Raw genomic sequence first — 16,944 nt, 5'->3', positions numbered from 1 at the left:
TCCCGAGCGGGCCCAGGCGACCGCGCTACGGCGTCTTCCCCGCGGCCGGGGCCGCCGCCGGAACCTCGGAGATGTGCGCCGCCCCGGCCGGTTCGACCGCCGGCTTCCCGTCGTGCGTGAAGGCGATGCCGTACAGCGTCGGAACCGCAGCCCCGTTGCCGACGAGCTCGACCTTGTACTGGAGGAACCGCGATCCCGCGCCGCCCAGCGGGCTTCCGGAACCGCCCAGGTCGCGCCACTGCGTCCAGGTGTCGTCCGGCACCGCCTTGCTGCCGGTGCGTACCGAGACCTTGAGCGACGTGCCCTGCGGCAGGTCCGCCTGCCAGGTGGCCTGAAGCCAGTTGACCATCTGCGTCGCGTCCAGGACCTGGGACGTGTACGTGCCGTCGGTCAGCTTGTCGCCGTCCTTCACCTGCTTCACCCGCAGCGGGATCCGGTCGGTGAGGGTGTCGCGCGCCGCAGGGGTCATGGCCGGGAGTTGGGCCTTGACGTCCGCGGCCTTCTTGCCGTCGACCGAGAAGCGGAAGCCCTTCCCGTCCCGTTCGATCGTGTAGTTGTGCGGAGCGCCGCCCCAGTCGCCGTCGATCTTCTTGTCGGTGCGGTCGCGCCCGCCGACGCCGACCGCCAGCGCGTGCAGACCGTCCGCCCGCCACTCGAAGACCGCCGCCGGGCCGTTGACCGGGTCGCCCCAGCCTGCGACCTGCGAGGCCGGGCCGTCGAACACCGCCTGGAAGTCGAGGCGGCGTCCGGAGGACGGCGCGAGGCCGACGCCCGCAGCGGTGCCGTCCAGGGTCAGCGCCCCGTCGTCCACGGTGGTGTTGCCGCCCTGGGCGATCGGGACCTGGCCCCAGGGGCCGCTGCCGGTGCCGTCCGCGAAGTCCTGTTCGGCCTGACTGCCCAGGGTCAGGACGCCCGCGGTCTCGTCGACGACGGCTCCCCCGCTCCGGTTGCCTGTCGCGAAGGTCGGCCCGGTGTGCTCGGCCACGCCGTACTTCGGCATGTCGAAGCGCGCCGTCCCGGCCTTCTTGCCCGACCAGTTCGCCTCGTTGCCGGCCTCGTCCGCCGACACCAGTTGGAAGGCGTACGACTGCCCGGGCACCAGCCCGCTGATGACCGCCTTGTGCGTGGTCACCGGCTCCTGGTCATGTGCCGCCACGCGCATCTGCGCTGCTCCCTGGCCGACCACGACCTTGGTCGTCGACGGCTCGTCGGTCTTCCAGGTCACCACAGCCGTGCCGTCCGGCCACGGGACCACGCTCTGGTCGGTGATCTTCGGGGCCTTCTTGTCGGCCTTCGGCGTCTTGAACTGGAGCGGCTTCTGCGACGGGTCCGGGGACACCGTCGTACGTCCGCCCCCGTCGACCGAGGTGACGCGGTAGTAGTACGTCGTGTCGGGCTTCAGCGCGCCGACCTCGACGTGGTGCTCCCCCGCGGTCTCACCCACGGTCTTGACCGGCGCGAGGGCGTCCGGCTTCTCCCCGAGCGACAGTTGCGTCGTGGACGGTGTGTCCGTCGTCCACGTCACGTCCGCGGTGCCGTCCTTCTGTGGAGCGGCCGCGAGCGTCTGGACCTGCGGTGCCGCGAGGGGCGCGGCGTAGGTGGCGGTGTAGGCGCCGGAGACGCCCTTGAAGACCGCGTACTCGATGCCCTTGATGGTCTTCTCGGAGTACGGCACCGATACGGCCCCGCGCGTGAGCCCGGTGAGCGTCTGGCCCGACGGGCCCGCGGTCGGAAGCATCGTCATCAGATTGGCCGCCGCGGCGTTCGCGTTGACGGTGAAGGTGACGTTGCCGCCGTTGCGGGTCAGGCCGGTGATCGAGGACTGGTTGCGTGCGTCGGTCCACTCCAGGAGCTGCTTGGCGGAGATGACCGGGACTCCCTTGGCCTTGGCCGCGGCGATCACCGCGTCCTGAATGGCGACCTGGTCGACCTTGGCGCAGTTGCCGTCCGCATTCGCGAGCCGGTTGTCGAGGTGGTTGTTGAGGGTGATGGCGGCATAGAAGCCCTGGCTGCCCTGGGCGCGGTCGACCATCGTGGAGAACTGCGTCGGGTACGTCTGGCAGAACTCGTCGTGCAGTTGGGTCGTCGCCTGGTACACGTCGATCATCGTGCCGTTGGCCTCGGTGAAGCGCATCGGCATGCCCGAACCGGTGTAGAAGCCCGGGGCGTCCTTCATGAGCGGCGAGCCGTACGAGTTCGACCAGGTGTCGGGCAGGTAGTAGTAGTTGGTGTCCATCCGCACGCCGTTGGCCAGTTCGACCGAGGCGTTGGTGCTGTAGTCGGGCCACGCCATGCAGTGGGTCCGACTGGTGGTGGGCGAATACCCGTACTTGCCCTGGAAGTCGCCGAGGCTGTCGTTGAACGCGTTGGTCAGCGTCGCGGTGACGGTGGCCGGCGGGGTGTTCGGGGCGACCCGGACGCAGTTGCCGCCCGCGGAGACGTGGCGCCCGACCTCGAAGCCCTGGTTGCGCCAGCCGTCGACGGTGGCCGGCGGGGCCTCGCCGCTCGCGTCCCAGATGTAGAACGTGCCGCGCATGCAGCGCCAGTCGCGCACCCAGTCGGCCTGGGTGAGCGCGCCCGTGCACGCCGGGTCGCTGTTCGCGTTGTACTTGGTGACGCGGTCGGTGATGCCGGCCTGCGGCGTGTTGTGGTGGTCGCCGGTCGAGACCAGGACCGCCGCGTGCAGATCCGGGGTTGCGGGTCCGACCTTGCCCGGGAAGTACCAGAAGCGCGGCAGCGGTGCCTTGTCGCGGTTGGCCTTCTCGATGACGTTGGCCAGCAGGCGCTGCTGCTCGTCGGCCTGCGGGACCTCGACGCGGTTCAGGTCGACCCAGTCCCGGTAGAACATGTCGGTCGAGCGCAGGTTGTCGGTGAGGGTGTCGTTCTCCTTGTTGGCCTGGGCCGGGTTGCCCTGACGGGTCAGCACCACCGAGCGGGCCAGGTCGAAGGCGAACGCGGTGACGGTGCCCGTCCCGACGGTCCGCTGGGTGACGGCCGGCTTTCCGATGCCGGTGGGTTCGGCGGCGCCGGTACGCCGGAACAGTTCGGCGATCACGGTGGTGCCCGCGGCGGGCGTCCACTGGTCGGCATTGCCGTGGTACTGGATGGCCCGGTCGCTGTAGATGCCCGCGCCGGGTCCGGTGGTGTCCTGCACCTTGAGGTACTGGTCGCCGAGCACGCCCGCGTTGGAGTCGAGCCCGGTCAGTGCCGACAGCGTCGCTCGCGGGCGCATCGTGATCAGGTTGCCGCCGTTGTTCACCCACGCGGTCAGCGCGGTGACGAGGGTCGGGCTCGGGTCGAGGTCACCGAGGACCACCGTTGTGTACTTGGCGAGTTCGGTGGAGTTGACCGCCCCGATGTCGAGCGTGGTGAAGGAGTTCAGGCCTTCGGCGCGCAGGATCTCGCTGTAGTAGCAGGCGTACGGGTTGGCGTTGGCCGTGACGACGAGGATCGGCCCGGTGTTGGGCGACGAGCACGGCACGGGTGGCGGGGCCGCGCCCGTCGTGAAGTTCCAGGTGGCCCCCGTGCCGTTGTTCCCGGCCAGGTCCTGGAAGTTGCCCAGGGTCACGGTGTATTGGGTCGAGTACGAGAGTGCGGCGTTCGGTTTCAGCAGCACCTGCGTGGGCTGGGCCGGGTCGTCGAACTCCAGGGTCGCGGGAACCGTGTTCGCGCCCTGCTTGAGGGTGAGGCTGACCGATCCGGGCTTGACCGCCTCGCTGAAGTCCACCGCGGGCTGGATCGCCACGGGGACTCCGGTGTCGTTCGGCAGCGGGTTGCGGTTCGCGATGACGGGCGCGACGTTGTCGGTGCCGTCGGTGTCGAACAGCACGTCCACCCAGTAGTTGCTGTTCTGGTAGCTGTCGGTGGGGAACGTCGTGCTGCTGGAGTACCGGTAGACGCCGTTCGGTGCGCCGCCGACGCCGGCCGGGGCCACGATCTTGGCGTTGCCCGCCGACTGCCCGGAGAAGTACCCGTTGGCGTAGGCGTAGTTGCCGCTCATGGTGTGGTACGAAGCGATGTACGTCGTATTGGCCGTCACCGCAACGGGGTTGGCCAGGTTGACGGTCTTCCAGCCCTGCCCGGTCAGGTTGGTGACGTTGTCGACGCCCGCGATACGCGTTCCCGCGGTGTTCCACAGGCTGACCGTGAAGGGGCCCGTGTTGGCGGAACTCTTGTAGAACTTCACGGCCTTGATGAAGCCGTTCGCGGTGGTGTGGAAGCGCACGCCGAGTTCGTTGGGCGAGTTGTCGTTGTTCGGCGTGTTCACCGGCTCGTTGCCGGTGAAGATGCTGAAGGTCGAGGTCGTCGGGACGCTTGCCGCGGTGGTGAACGACCAGGTCACCGGGGCCATCGCGTTGCCCGCGAGGTCCTTGGCCCCGCTGACCGTGGCGGTGTGGACCGTCGACACGGCGAGGTTGGCGCCGGGCGTGAACGACGACGTGCGGGTCGCGGCGTCGTACGTCGCCGTCCCGGTGACCGTCGAGTTGTCCGGCTTCTTGAGCTGCCACGTCACCGTGGCGGGCTGCACGCTCTCGCCGAAGGTCGCGCCGAGCGTCGAATTGACCGGCACAGCAGTCGCGTTCTCTGCGGGCGACTTCGCGGTCACCGTCGGCGCGGTGACGTCCGCGGCCGGTTCGAAGACGGGGTCGACCCAGTAATTGCTTGCGTTCCAGGAGTTGTTCGGCATGACGGTGCCGCCCGCGCCGGCCTGGTAGACGCCGTTGCCCTGCCCTCCGCCGCTTGCCGGCGCGGTCAGTTGCTCGCTGTCGTGCGCCTGGTTGAAGAAGCCGGTGGTCGCGGTGTAGCGGCCGTTGGGCGCGAGATAGGAGGCGATGTACGTCGTTCCCGCCGTCACGTCGACGGGCGCCGCGAACAATTGGGTCTGCCAACCGGAGGCGGTCTCGTTCGCGAACGTCACCTGCGTCGCGGTGCCCGTCGTGGTGTTCCACAAGTAGCCCTTGTGCACACCGGTGTTGGCGGGGTCCTTCCAGAACTTGACGCCGAGCACACGGCCGTTCGTCTTGGGCACGAAGCGCACGCCGAGTTCGACGGAGATGGCCTCGCTGTCGGGGCCGACGCCGGGGTTCGTGGTCCCGAAGAGGGAACACGGGCTGCACGGCGCGGCCTGCGCGGACAACGGCGAGAAGAGGGTGAAGACCAGCGCGGCCACCGCCGCGAGGGCGGTGGTGACGCCGGACATGGCGGCGGCCTTCCTCCGGCGGGTGCGGAAGAGCCCAAAAGCCAGGGCGGGTCTGCGGATTCGGGAACGCGGCGGCGCGTGGCGGCGTGCCATCGTCTGTACTCCTCGGGGGAATTCGGTACGCGTGGCGGGGCGCCGTCGCGGCGCCCCGCCCAAAGGCGTGCGGTGCAAGTGAGCCGGGGTCAGCTCGTCGTGAAGGTCACGTCCACCCAGTAGTTGCTGGCGCTCCAGGTGTCGGTCGGGAAGCCCCCGCCGGTGCCTTGGCGGTACACGCCGTTGCCCCCGGACGGGCCGTCGGCGAGAGCCTTGACCGGTCCTGTGCCGGCCTGTTGCACCAGGCCGTCCTGGTCGGCGGCGTACCGCCCGTTGGGGGCGTAGTACGACGCGACATATGTCGTGCCCGCCGTCACGGAGACCGGTGCGTCGAACACGACCTGCTGCCAGCCCGTCGCGGTCTCGCCGGCGAAGGTCTTGGTCGCGAGGAGCGTGCCGGACGCCGACCACAAGTGCGCGACGTGCGTCCCCGTGTTGCCGGATCCCTTGTAGAAGCGCACTCCGGTGATGGAGCCGTTGACGGTCGTGGTGAACTTCACGCCGACCTCGATCGGGATGGCCTCGGGATCGGACGGTGTGCCGGGCACGGTGCCCGCGGGCCAGATGGTGCACGGTGCGCAGACCGGCGGCGGGGTCGTTCCGGCGGTGGTGAAGGACCAGGTGACCGGGTCCATGGCCGTGCCGTCGCCGTCCTCGGCGCCGCTGAGGGTGGCCGTGTAGACGGTGCCCGGCAGCAGGTCGGCTCCCGGGTCGAAGGTGGCGGTACGCGTACCCGCGGTGTAGGAAGTGCCGCCCGAAACCGTCGAGTTGTCCGGCTTCTTGAGCTGCCACACGATGGTGGCCGGCTGGACGTCCTCGTCGAACACCGCGGTCAGGTTGGTGCCGACGGCCACGCCCGAGGCGCCGTCCGCGGGCGTCTTGCCGGTGACCGCGGGGCCGACCGGCAGCGGGGCGGCGGAGGTGTCGAAGACGACGTCCACCCAGTAATTCGCGGCGTTCCAGGTGTTGTTCGGGAACCCTCCGCCGGAGCCTTGGCGATAGACGCCGTTGCCGCCGGACGCGCCGCTGGCGAGCGCGGTCAGCGGGGCGCGGGAGAACTGCGCCGCGAAGTAGTCCTGGTCGGCGGCGTACCGCCCGTTGGGGGCGTAGTACGACGCGACGTAGGTCGTGTTCGCGGTGACCGGGACCGGCGCGGAGAACAGAACCTGCTGCCACCCGTCGGCCGTCTCGCCGCTGAAGGTCGCCTCGGCGAGCTGCGTTCCGGATGCGCTCCAGAGGTGTCCGACGTGGGTGCCGGTGTTCTCGGCGAACTTGTAGTAGCGAATGCCGGTGATGTAGCCGTCCCGGTCGGGCTTGAACTTGACGCCGAGCTCGACCGGCGAGGCGTAGTTGTCCGCACCGGAGTTCGGCACGGTCCCGGTCGGCCAGATGGTGCACGGGCAGTTCACGACGGGCGGCGGGCCGCCGCTGCCGACGATCACGTTGACGCCCGCGCCGGGTGTCTCGCTGCGCACGCTGTCGTCGGTGGCGCGGCTCTTGACGGTGATCGGCCCGGTGACGGTCGGGGTGAAGCTGTACGTCCACGATTCGCGCCCGGTGGTCGCGGGGTGCCACGTCGCGCCGTTGTCGGTGGACACCTCGACCCCGCCGACGCGCCCGCCGCCGGTGTCGACCGCGGTGCCGGTGATGGTGGTCGCCTGGTTGACGGCGATGTTCTGGCCGGCGACCGGTGCGGTGATCTGCGAGGTCGGTGGCGTCGTGTCGGTCGACGTGGCCGGGGCGGTCATGCCGGTCATGAGGCTGCCCGGCAGCACGCCCATGTCGGCGAACAGGTTGAGGGTGGCCTGTTGAACGGCCGTGTCCACGCTTCCTGTTCCGCTGGTACGGGTGTTGTCGAGACCCCAGGACCACTGGATGGTGCCCGCGCCGAAGACCAGCGCGCCGCTGGGGGCGCGGTAGAGGGTCAGGTGGTGGGTCGCTGTGCCGCTCGCATACGACGAGCCGTGGTCCTGGAGCATGTCGCCGGACTCGGTGGTCGTGGACAGCCGGATCATGTTGGCGGGCCGGACGCTGTTCTCGGTGTCGACGTCCCACTCGTACCCGAGCAGGCCGCTGCCGAGCGTTGTCTCGGTTCCGGCGGCGAGGGTCGCGGCACGGGTGTTGCGCCAGAAGCGCATCTTGCCGTCCTCGCTGCCGACCGTCATGTCGGTCGTGCAGCAATTCGCCTTGAACTGCTGCCCGGTCAGCGAGTTCTCCGGCTTTGCGCCGTCCGCGGGCGGCGAGAAGCGCGGGTCGCGCCACGTGCCGGTCCACATCGCCGGTCCGGCCGGGTCGGTCTTGGCGTCGTCCAGGGTCTCCTTGTAGGAGACGACCGTGCGGTACGCCGCCCCCTCGCCGTTCATCCCGCCGTTCTCCCAACGGGTCTTCCAGAACAGCTCGTTGCCGGAGAAGAAGGCCAGGTTGACGCCCGCGTCGCGGGCCGCCTCGACGTTGGCGCGCTGCTCGGCGGACCAGTACTCGTCGTGGCCGACCGACAGGAACACCTTGTGGTTCTTGATGAGTTGGCCGCGGCGCGCGGTGTCGGCGTTGGTCGTGTAGCTGACGTCGTAGCCGTTCCGCTCCAGGAAGCGGATCATCGGGTACTCGGCGTTGAACAGCCAGTCCTCGGGGTTGTCGCCGCGGGTCGTGAACGGCCGGTTGTAGCTGACCTTGTACGCCCGGCCGACCGGCTGGCCCTCGTACAGGCTGTTGCCGCCGTACTCGTTGTACGCCTGCCAGGTGGTGTCCGAGGCCTGCATGAACAGCTTGGACGTGGACGCGTCGTCGCGCACGACGAACGCGATGTGGCTGGCCCCGGTGGTTCCGTCGGTGCGCACGAGCTTGGCGAGGTAGTAGCCGGAGACTGAGCCGGCAGGCACCGTCCAGGACGCGGACTCGGCCCAGTTGGAGCAGTCGACCAGGCCGGTGTTGGCGTCGTCGGAGTCGCAGTTCGGCTGGTTCTGCGGCAGCGGGGTGGACGGGTTGACCGTGGTGATCTTGCGGGCGCCGCTGCCGCCGTACCAGCCGAGCCGGTAGATGTCGAGGCGGTAGGCGGTCGCCGGGGTCTTGACCTTGAACCGCACGGTCTGGCCGACGTTGACGCTGATCTCGGTGGCGAAGCCCTGGATCGAGCTGCTGCCGGAGCCGGTGACGTCCCAGGTGGTGCGCGCGGTCCCGGTCTTGCTGTTCTCGCACACGACGGCGTTGACGACCGGCGCGTCGCACGGCCCGGCGCCGGCGCGGCCCGCGGTGGGCAGCACGATGGCCGTGGCCCCCAGCAGGCCGAACAGCGCGAGGTAGACGGGCGACACGGCGCGCCCCCGCCACCGCGGCCGCTGTCTGGCCCGGACCACCTGGAAACGAGTACGGCGAACTGCCGCGGATTGCATGATGGCGACCCCTACCCCTAGGACCCGGTCGGGCCCTCTCCCCAGAGACGCCGGCCGGGCCGCCTGCCGACGTCCCCCACGGGTCCGATTCCGACGGGGGTGAGCGTCGCCGACAGTTGCCTGGCCACAGTGTTGCGCAAGAACATCGCTGATGTGGGCACTTCGGAACGGTTGCCCCGCCGGGCGCGGGCGCTGGGTAGCATGCCCTTCACCGGACCGGGTCGTCGAGGGGGCTCTTGGGCCCGTCCGGGGATCGAGGTACGCGGCCGAGACGCTGTGGGGGGCTCATGAAGGTTGTCGTGACCGGTGGAGCGGGCTTCATCGGATCGAATCTGGCGCGGGCGCTGCTCGCGCGGTCCGAGGTCGACGAGGTCGCCGTGGTCGACGACCTGTCGACCGGCTCGCTGGACAACCTCGCGGGCGTGCCCGTGGAGTTCCACCACGGGACGTTCCTGGACGAGGAGTTGATGGACCGGGCATGCGCGGGCGCGGCCACCGTGGTGCATCTGGGCGCGCTGCCGTCGGTGCCGCGGTCGATCGAGGCGCCGGTGGCGAGCCACCACGCCAACGCGACCGGGACGCTGATGGTGCTGGAGGCCGCGCGGCGGGCGGGCGGGGCCCATGTGATCGCGGCGTCCTCGTCGTCGGTGTACGGGCGCAACCCGGTGCTGCCGAAGCGCGAGGACCTGCGCACGATGCCGCTGAGCCCGTATGCGGTCAGCAAGTTGGCGACGGAGTCGTACGTCCTGGCGTACGGGCACTGCTACGGCCTGCCGGTGCTGCCCTTCCGCTTCTTCAACGTGTTCGGCCCGTTGCAGCCCGCGGACCACGCGTACGCCGCGGTGATCCCGCGGTTCATCGACGCCGCGCTGGCGGGCCGTCCGCTGACCGTGCACGGAGACGGCGAACAGACGCGCGACTTCACGAACATCGGCAGCGTGTGCGCGGTGCTGACCGACGCGGTGGTGCGCCGGGTGACCCACGACGGGCCGGTCAACCTCGCGTTCGGCACCCGGACTTCACTGAACGCGCTGATCGCGCTGCTCGGCGAGGTGCTGGGCGCGGAGCTCGCGGTGGAGCACGTGGCGCCGCGGGCGGGGGACGTACGCGACTCGCAGGCGGACTGCTCCGAGTTGCGAAAGCTGTTCCCGGACGCCCAACCGGTGGACCTGCGCCGGGGCCTCACCGAGACGGTCGCGTGGTTCCGCTCCCGGGTCGCGGTGCCGAGCCGGGGATGAGCCGTGTCACAGCCGCTCCGGCAGCGGGCGGGCCGGGGAACCGACGACCACCTGGCCTGCGGCCACGTCGCGGGTGACGACCGCGCCCGCGCCCACGAAGGCGCCCGGGCCGACCGTCAGCCCTTGCAGGACAACGGCGTTGCTGCCCACGGTGGCGTCGGCGCACAGCCGCACGTTGCCGGAGATGTTGGCGCCGGGGTAGACGGTGACGCGCTCGTCGAGGACGGCGTCGTGCCCGACGGTGGCGTTGTAGTGGACCTGCGCGTGCGGGCCGACGGTGATGCTGCTCGAAACGTGTGCGTTGGCGAGCACGAGGCATCCGTCGGCGATGCGCGTCTCGGGGGCGATCACCGCGCGCGGGTGGACGAGGGTCGCGGGGGTCAGGCCGAGTCCGTCCAGGAGTTCGGCGAGGCGCGCGCGGGCCGCGGGGGCGGCGATACCGATCAGGTAGGCCCCGCCGGGTTCGGCGTCGGCGGGCCGCAGGACCGGGAGGCCGCGCACCTTGCCGCCGGCGAGGGTGTCGTCGAGGAACGCGTCGACGGTCACTCCGCCGGCGATCGCGGCGTCGAGGGCTTCGCGGCCGACGCCGCCGGCCCCGGCGATGAAGAAGGACATGCGCACATCCTGCCGTGCGGCGGGCCCGGAACGTCACGGATCCGGCGCGGCCGATGACCGGAAAGGCAGCTCGATGATCCCGAAACGCATCGGGAGCTCGCGTGCGGCGCGTGGCTGGCGGCGGCTGAAGAGGTCGCGCGCGGTGCGGCGTTCGCTGGGCGTGACCGGGCGGATCGACCGGGGGAACCTGTCCCGGTTGGACCTGCTGGGCGTGATCCTGGTCGCGGCCGCGAGTGTGTGGGCGCTGCTGGCCGCGGCCGGGCGTCCCGCGAGTCCCGAGGGCTACCTGCTGGGGCTGCTCACGGTCTCGGCGGCATACGTGGCGGGGCGGGTTGCCGGGGCGCGGTCGGCGTTCAGCGTGTGCGCGTCGCTGGCGGGTGCGGTGGCGGTGCTGCTGCTGTTGTCGCCGGACGCGTTGTCCGGCGCGTCGCTGGCCGCGCCGCTCGGCTACGGGAACGCCAACGGTGCGCTGGTGGCGCAGGCGGTGGGTGCCGCGTGCCTGGCCTCGTTGGCCGCGACCGGCGATCGGCGGCGCGGCGAAATGCACCTGCTGGCCGGGCTGTTGGTGCTGGGGGCGTTCGCGACGCGGTCGCTGGCGGCGGTGTTCGGGGCGCTGGTGATCCTGCTGGTGGGCCTGACCGCGCTGTCGGCGCGGCGGCGCGGCTCGTTCGTGGTGGCGGGCGCGTTGTGCGTGGTGGTCGTGGCGATGGGGACGGTGTACCTGGGCGGCGACCGCGGGTCGGAGGCCTCGGGGGTGCGCGGCACGGCGGAGTCCGGGCTGACCGAGCGGCGCGTCGACACCTGGCACGACGCGCTGGAGCTGTCGGGCGACAATCCGTGGCGGGGCACGGGGCCGGGGACGTTCCTGGCGCAGAGCCCGACGGCGCTGGCGGACGGCGACACCAAGGCGGCGCACTCGCAGTGGCTGCGGCAGGCGGCCGAGCAGGGGCTGCCGGGGCTTGCGTGCCTGGTCGCGCTGGTGGCGTGGGCGTACGTGCGGCTGTGGCGGTCTCGGCAGGATCCCGCGGTGGTGGCGGTGGGGGCGGCGTCGTTCACGGCCTTCGCGTTGCAGGCGTCGATCGACTACGTGGCGGAATTCCCGCTGGTGCTGGTCGCGGCGGGGGTGGTGCTGGGGGTGGCCACGGCGGCCCCGGATGCGCAGTTGCGGACTTGGCAGCGGTGAACTGCCGGTCTGCGCAGGAGTGTTGCGGAGGCTCGGATTGCGCGCTCGCGGCGGGCTCGGCTGGCGCGGCGGCGGTCCCCGACTGCCCCTGGGGTCAGGACGCTTCCTCCGCCGGGATCGCGTCCATCGGCGTCGTCGCGGTCGCGTTGTACGGCACGGTCCATGGTGCGCGGTTGCCGGATGCGGCCGTGACGCCGCCGGTCCCCGGGGAGTTCTGCGCCGCGGACGCCTTCTGGGCGGCCGGGAAGCCCGGGTTGACGCCGTTGGCGCCGGTGATGCCCTGCGGCCGCAGAAGCAGGACGACGGTGCGCAGCAGGATTCTGAGGTCGAGCCGGAAGCCACGGTTGCGCACGTAGTAGAGGTCGTACTCGATACGCGCGGGCCAGCTCAGCGCGTTGCGGCCCTGGACCTGCGCCCAGCCGGTGAGGCCCGGCCGGACGTCCAGGCGGCCGCGCTGCCGGGGCGTGTAGTGGGCGACCTGTTCGGGCAGCGTCGGGCGCGGGCCGATGACTGCCATGTCGCCGGTCAACACGTTGATGAGCTGCGGGAGTTCGTCCATGCTCGTGGTGCGCAGGAGGTGTCCGACACGGCTGATGCGGTCCTGGTCGGGCTCGTCCGGATACCTCGGATGGCGCATGGTGCGGAACTTGAGGATGCGGAAGTCGCGTCCGTGCATGCCGCTGCGCGTCTGCCGGAAGAGCACCGGGCCGCCCATGGTGGTGCGGATGAGGACGGCGATGACGATGATCATCGGGCCGAGCAGCAGCAGTGTCAGTGCGGCGGTGGTGACGTCGAAGAGTCTCCGCATCATGCCGTGCCGCCTCCTCTGTCGTGCCGGTGGCCTGCTCCGTCGGCGGGGCGCTCGCCCCAGCCGAGGTTCTTGCGGCGGGCGACGGCCCGGTAGGTGTCCAGGGACGCCTGGGCGACGCGGCGCTGGTCGAACTCGGCGAGTGCGCGGGCGCGTCCGGCGGCGGCGAGGCGGGCGCGCAGCTCGGGTTCGGTGAGCATGCGGTCGATCGCCGCGGCCAGCGCGGCGGCGTCGCCGGGCGGAACGAGCAGCAGGTGTTCGCCGTGGGTGCCGATCTCGCGGCAGCCGCGGATGTCGCTGAGCACCATGGGGACGCCGCTCGCGGCGGCCTCCATCGCGGAGCGCGAGAAGCCTTCGCGGTAGGAGGGCAGGACGAACAGGTCGAGTGCGGCGTACACGTCGGGCATGTCCGAGCGGCCACCGAGGTGTTCGACGCCCGAGGTGCCGTCGGTGGCGAAGGCGTCGGGTTTGTCCGGGTCTTCGGGGCCGATCCAGACGAAGCGCGCCTTGCCGGCGAGGGTTCGGGCGGCGGCCTCGTACTCGCCGACGCCCTTTTCGGCGACCAGGCGGCCGACGCCGCCGACGAGCAATTCGTCTTCGCTGACGCGGAGTTCGGTGCGTATGCGGGTGCGTGCTTCGGGGTCGGGGCGGAAGCGGCTCAGGTCGGTGCCGTTGCCGACGACGCGCGAGCGTCGGCCGGGGACCGCGCGGGCGAGGGTACGTTGGTCGGTGGCGTTCTGGTAGAGCTCGGCGTGCGACGCTCGGGCGGCGGCGGCTTCCGCGCCGAGGACGAACGCCCGTCGCGGCCAGGGGTCTCCGGGGCGGAGCCACAGGCCGTGACACGTGTTCACGACGACCGGGACGCGGGCCGCGCGGCCGAGGATCCTGCCGAGCACGCCGGTCTTGGGGTTGTGCGTGTGCAGGACGTCCAGGCGCAACCTGCGGAGTGTGGCGGTGAGTTCGCGGGCAGCGGCGGCGTCGCGGGCGAGGTCCCAGGATCGGGTGAGGGCGTGCAGCGGCACGTGGGTGACGCCCAGTTCCTCGATGCCGGGGACGTACTCGCCGGGGGCGCTGAGGCCGAACACCTCGAATCCGGCGGCGACATCGACCTGGAGTTCGGTGCGCAGGAGCAGCGCGAGGCTCATGTCGACGGTGGTCAGGTGGGCGACCCGCAGCGGACGTCCGCCGGGGCCGACGGGGATGCGGAGACCGTCCGGCAGGCTCACGGCCGGCGGTCGGGACCGGTGCTCAGGCACGGGCGCCTGCCTTCTTGCCGAGGCGTACGACGTGGCCGTACGCGCGTTCGGGCCCGAGGTTGCCGGTCAGTTTGGCGCGAAAGAACTCGGGCGGGTCGGTCCGGCGGACCGGGACGCGGTTGAGGCGCATCGGATCGGCGCCGGGGAGGTTGCGGCCGAGGGTGCCGGTGGCGGCGCTGCGGAAGCGGCAGCGCAGCGCGTGCTCCATGGCGGGCACCGGTACGCCCCAGGTGTAGGCGAAGTGGTCGGGCCGCACTCCGAGGTTCTTGTCGATGTCGTCCGATGCGGCGTCGAGTTCGTCCGCGGTGAGGGCTTCCGGACGGGCGTGGGTGCGGGTGTGGTTGCCGATGGTCATCAGCCCACTGCCGTGCATTTCCGCGAGTTGGTCCCAGGTGAGCGCGGGTGCGCCGGAGCTGGTTCCGGTGGAGCCTTCCCAGTGCATGGTGCCGCCGACCATGCCGCTGGCCAGGTAGAGGGTGAACGGCAGACCGCGGTCGCGCAGCAGCGGCCAGGCGTTGGCGTGGACGTCAGCGAAGCCGTCGTCGAAGGTGAGCACGACGGACGGGGTGCGGTCGCTTGCGGCGAGCCGGTCGAGCGCGGTGTCGAGCGGTACCACCGAGCCGGGTGGCAGGGCGTCGAGCTGGCGGGCGAACCGGTCGGCGGGCAGGTCGAGTTCGTCGCGTGAGCCGCCGCCGACGCGGTGGTAGATCAGCACGGTCGCGCCGGGTGCGGGGCGTCGCCCGGCGCACCGGCCGAGCCCGCGCTTGAGCGCGGTGCGGACCTCGTCGCCACTGAGCCTGGTCATGACGGGGTGCCCCCTGGTGGAGTCGGTTCGGTGGTGCGGCTCCGCGCGCGGACCCGCAGCCGCCCGACGGCCGCGGCGTGCGCGGTGCGCGCGAGGGCGCGGACGGGCAGGGCGGCGGAGGCGAACGGCCGTTCGCGTACCGCCTCGACGTCGAGCAGCGGCGGGCGCTCGGGGGCGAGGCGGTTCTTCTGGGCGGTGGTGGTCGGCAACAGGTCGACGAGCCCGGGCGGTTGGTCGCTTTCGGTGTCGTCCGTCGTGTGCAGGTGCTCGGTGAGAAGGTGCTCCTGGGCACGCCACATGGCGAGGTTGCCGACGCCGAGCGGGGCCAGTTCCTCGTCGTACGCGGTGGAGTGCCAGAGTGCGACCGCGCCGACCCGGAACCACAGGTAGGTGGCGGCGGGCCGGTCGGCCACGCGCAGGATGTAGAGGCGCGTCCAGCCGCGGACGGCCGCGCGGTGCACCAGTTCACGGCGTTCCGTGCGGGTGCGGTCGGCGAGCGGGCCCTTCCAACTGCGTGGGAAGAGGTCGGCGTAGGTGTCGAACGCCTCGTCGACGGCGGCGGGTTCGAGGTACGCGTCCAAGCGGGCACCGCCGTGCGCGCGGATCTTGCGGTCGGCGCGGCCGCAGTGGGTGTGGAACGACTTGAAACGCGCGCGGTGGCCGGACCAGCCGTCCTCGACGCCGGCGAGCATGTCGTGCGAGCGCTCGCGGGCGTGCACGCGGTAGCCGGTGCGGCGGAGGGCGCCGAGCAGGCGGTGGGTCGCCGGGTCGCGGCTGGGGAGGCGACGCAGGAACAGGTCGCGTACGCCGCCGCGGGCCAACTGCTCGGCGAGCGGCGTGAGATCGGCCTGCTCACTGACGACGCGCGAGCGGGGCCGGTCGGGGGCGAGGGTCGTGTAGCGGCCGCCGCCGTGGTCCTGGAGCGCGAGGACGGATTGCGGGCGTCCGGTGGCGTCGTCGACGACGGCGGCTATGCGGGCGCGTTCGGCGGTCTCGGGGTACGCGCCGAACACCGCCGCGGCCCAGACGTGCGTGTCGAAGCAGTCGGCGAACGTGCCGCGGGCGGCCACGAGATCGTCCCACCCGGCGGCGAAGCCGGGTTCGAGGTCCCGTGCACGCAGGAACACCCCGCGGGTGCTCAACGGACCACCTCGGAGCGCGCTCGGGCATGCGTGCGCCCGGACGTACCGAACCGCCTGACCGCCCCGCACCCGACGCCCCCGCCGCGGCGCGCGGCTGTTACCGCCCCCACCATGAGACCCCAGCGTCCCTCAGCCCCGACGTGAGCGATGCCGGGGCGTGCCCTAGAGCCGTGCCCCAGCGCTCCCCCACCGGACACAGCCCACCCGCACATCAGCGTAGGCCCCCACAAGCCGCCATGCGGGTGGTTTCCCCAGGAATTCACGATTCCCCCGAAGCACCGCCTCCCGCGCCGACCGGGCGACGACAGACACGGACGCTGACCACCTCGCTCGCCGCATTCCGGTCGCGCGCGGCCGAGGCCGCGGGGACACACCCCCGCGGAAGCGCGGAAGCGCGACGGGGAAGCGACGGCCAACCGCGCGCCGGGTCCCCGCCCGTCGAGCGGGCCGGCAAGCAGGTCGATGTGTGTGGGGAGGGCGGGCAGTTGAACCGCTGAGGCGACGGGGGCGAACGACGCACCAGGTCGCCGCCGCGACGGGCCGCAGCCGCGGGGACCGGAGGTAAGGCGACGAGCGGGGACGTGCCGGTTGTGCTCGCCGGACCGATGTCCCTGAGCTCGCGCTCGAAGGCGCCCGGCCGCAGGCCCGCGCGCACGCGGTGGGGCGTCGAGGTGCGGCGGCGGCCGATGTCGCGGGATCAGTCTTCGCCTCGGGCCCGGCGGCTGGGCCCGCTCTGTGCGAAGGGACTTGCCGGATCGCGGCCACCGTGTGCGGGCTCGCCGCGTCGCCCGGCGCCGCGCGGAAGGGCGACGCCTGGGCACGCGGTCTGTGGGCTTGTCCGCGACAGCCGCCGGCGCAGCGCGGGCCGAAACGGCACGCGCACGTCATGCGGTCGATCTGCGATTTCGCCAACTGCCTTGTTCTGTCCGTCGCCTGGCGGCAGCCGACCGGGCGCGGTGACCTGTCCGGTGCGGCAATACTGCAAGCGGCTGACGGTGCGGGAGGTCGCTTGTTACCGTGCCGTGTGGGGAGGCCGCCGGTTGGTGGCGGGTGGTTCGTGGTGGGGAGCGGAATTGCGATCTGGCCTGCGTTCCGGGCTGCGCAGCGGCGGGGACACCTTGATGCGCCGGTCGCCGGCGCAGTGGTGGTTCGGCGGGCGCGCGGCCGTGCGGTTTGCGGTTCTGGGGTACCACGGGGTCTACGACCCGGCGGGCT

The 16,944-nt window shown here is 71.8% G+C and carries 9 protein-coding genes; 2 read left to right on the top strand and 7 right to left on the bottom strand.

Features of this window, described 5'->3' with window-relative positions; all coding sequences use genetic code 11:
* Positions 1-25 precede the first annotated feature (25 nt).
* Both ACRX5S_RS21735 and ACRX5S_RS21730 read right to left on the bottom strand, forming a co-directional pair.
* Positions 26-5,200, bottom strand: coding sequence for a DUF4082 domain-containing protein (locus ACRX5S_RS21735; protein ID WP_436774676.1), 5,175 nt, complete (start codon positions 5,198-5,200; stop codon positions 26-28).
* 182 nt (positions 5,201-5,382) lie between these two features.
* On the bottom strand, positions 5,383-8,604 hold the full coding sequence (locus ACRX5S_RS21730) for a N,N-dimethylformamidase beta subunit family domain-containing protein (RefSeq protein ID WP_436774675.1): 3,222 nt from the start codon (positions 8,602-8,604) through the stop codon (positions 5,383-5,385).
* A gap of 365 nt (positions 8,605-8,969) precedes the next feature.
* Between ACRX5S_RS21730 and ACRX5S_RS21725 the strand changes: the two genes are divergently transcribed.
* Entirely contained in the window at positions 8,970-9,920 is a 951-nt protein-coding gene (locus ACRX5S_RS21725; protein WP_436774674.1) for an NAD-dependent epimerase/dehydratase family protein, read from the top strand.
* 6 nt (positions 9,921-9,926) lie between these two features.
* On the opposite strand, the gene ACRX5S_RS21720 is transcribed toward ACRX5S_RS21725, so the two are convergent.
* The gene (locus tag ACRX5S_RS21720) at positions 9,927-10,535 is read right to left on the bottom strand and encodes a NeuD/PglB/VioB family sugar acetyltransferase (RefSeq protein ID WP_436774673.1); all 609 of its coding nucleotides are present in this window, start codon (positions 10,533-10,535) and stop codon (positions 9,927-9,929) included.
* A 142-nt stretch (positions 10,536-10,677) separates the two neighbouring features.
* Between ACRX5S_RS21720 and ACRX5S_RS21715 the strand changes: the two genes are divergently transcribed.
* Positions 10,678-11,718, top strand: a complete 1,041-nt coding sequence (locus ACRX5S_RS21715) for an O-antigen ligase family protein (protein WP_436774672.1) — start codon at positions 10,678-10,680, stop codon at positions 11,716-11,718.
* A 94-nt stretch (positions 11,719-11,812) separates the two neighbouring features.
* Here the strand turns inward: ACRX5S_RS21715 and ACRX5S_RS21710 are convergent, their stop codons facing one another.
* Genes ACRX5S_RS21710 through ACRX5S_RS21695 form a run of 4 tightly spaced genes read right to left on the bottom strand, consistent with a single transcriptional unit; the run spans position 11,813 to position 15,729 of the window.
* Entirely contained in the window at positions 11,813-12,529 is a 717-nt protein-coding gene (locus tag ACRX5S_RS21710) for a sugar transferase (protein ID WP_436774671.1), read from the bottom strand.
* Positions 12,526-13,782: a glycosyltransferase gene (locus tag ACRX5S_RS21705; protein ID WP_436774670.1), complete on the bottom strand. Its 1,257-nt coding sequence runs from the start codon at positions 13,780-13,782 to the stop codon at positions 12,526-12,528. Before ACRX5S_RS21705 ends, ACRX5S_RS21710 begins: the two co-directional genes overlap by 4 nt.
* Positions 13,775-14,587 carry a polysaccharide deacetylase family protein gene (locus ACRX5S_RS21700; RefSeq protein WP_436774669.1) on the bottom strand — a complete coding sequence of 271 codons (813 nt, stop codon included), beginning with the start codon at positions 14,585-14,587 and terminating at the stop codon, positions 13,775-13,777. The genes ACRX5S_RS21705 and ACRX5S_RS21700 overlap by 8 nt, the downstream gene beginning before the upstream one ends.
* The gene (locus ACRX5S_RS21695) at positions 14,584-15,729 is read right to left on the bottom strand and encodes a GNAT family N-acetyltransferase (protein ID WP_436774668.1); all 1,146 of its coding nucleotides are present in this window, start codon (positions 15,727-15,729) and stop codon (positions 14,584-14,586) included. Before ACRX5S_RS21695 ends, ACRX5S_RS21700 begins: the two co-directional genes overlap by 4 nt.
* Positions 15,730-16,944 lie beyond the last annotated feature (1,215 nt).

It is taken from the genome of Yinghuangia sp. YIM S09857 (genome assembly GCF_051388915.1).
In the GTDB taxonomy this organism is placed as follows: domain Bacteria; phylum Actinomycetota; class Actinomycetes; order Streptomycetales; family Streptomycetaceae; genus Yinghuangia.
This window is presented reverse-complemented; position numbering and strand designations above follow the sequence as displayed.

Coding starts and splice junctions, on each gene's coding strand:
- ACRX5S_RS21700 (WP_436774669.1), bottom strand. CDS start 14,587: ATGACCAGGCTCAGTGGCGACGAGGTCCGCACCGCGCTCAAGCGCGGG.
- ACRX5S_RS21735 (WP_436774676.1), bottom strand. CDS start 5,200: ATGTCCGGCGTCACCACCGCCCTCGCGGCGGTGGCCGCGCTGGTCTTC.
- ACRX5S_RS21720 (WP_436774673.1), bottom strand. CDS start 10,535: ATGTCCTTCTTCATCGCCGGGGCCGGCGGCGTCGGCCGCGAAGCCCTC.
- ACRX5S_RS21725 (WP_436774674.1), top strand. CDS start 8,970: ATGAAGGTTGTCGTGACCGGTGGAGCGGGCTTCATCGGATCGAATCTG.
- ACRX5S_RS21710 (WP_436774671.1), bottom strand. CDS start 12,529: ATGATGCGGAGACTCTTCGACGTCACCACCGCCGCACTGACACTGCTG.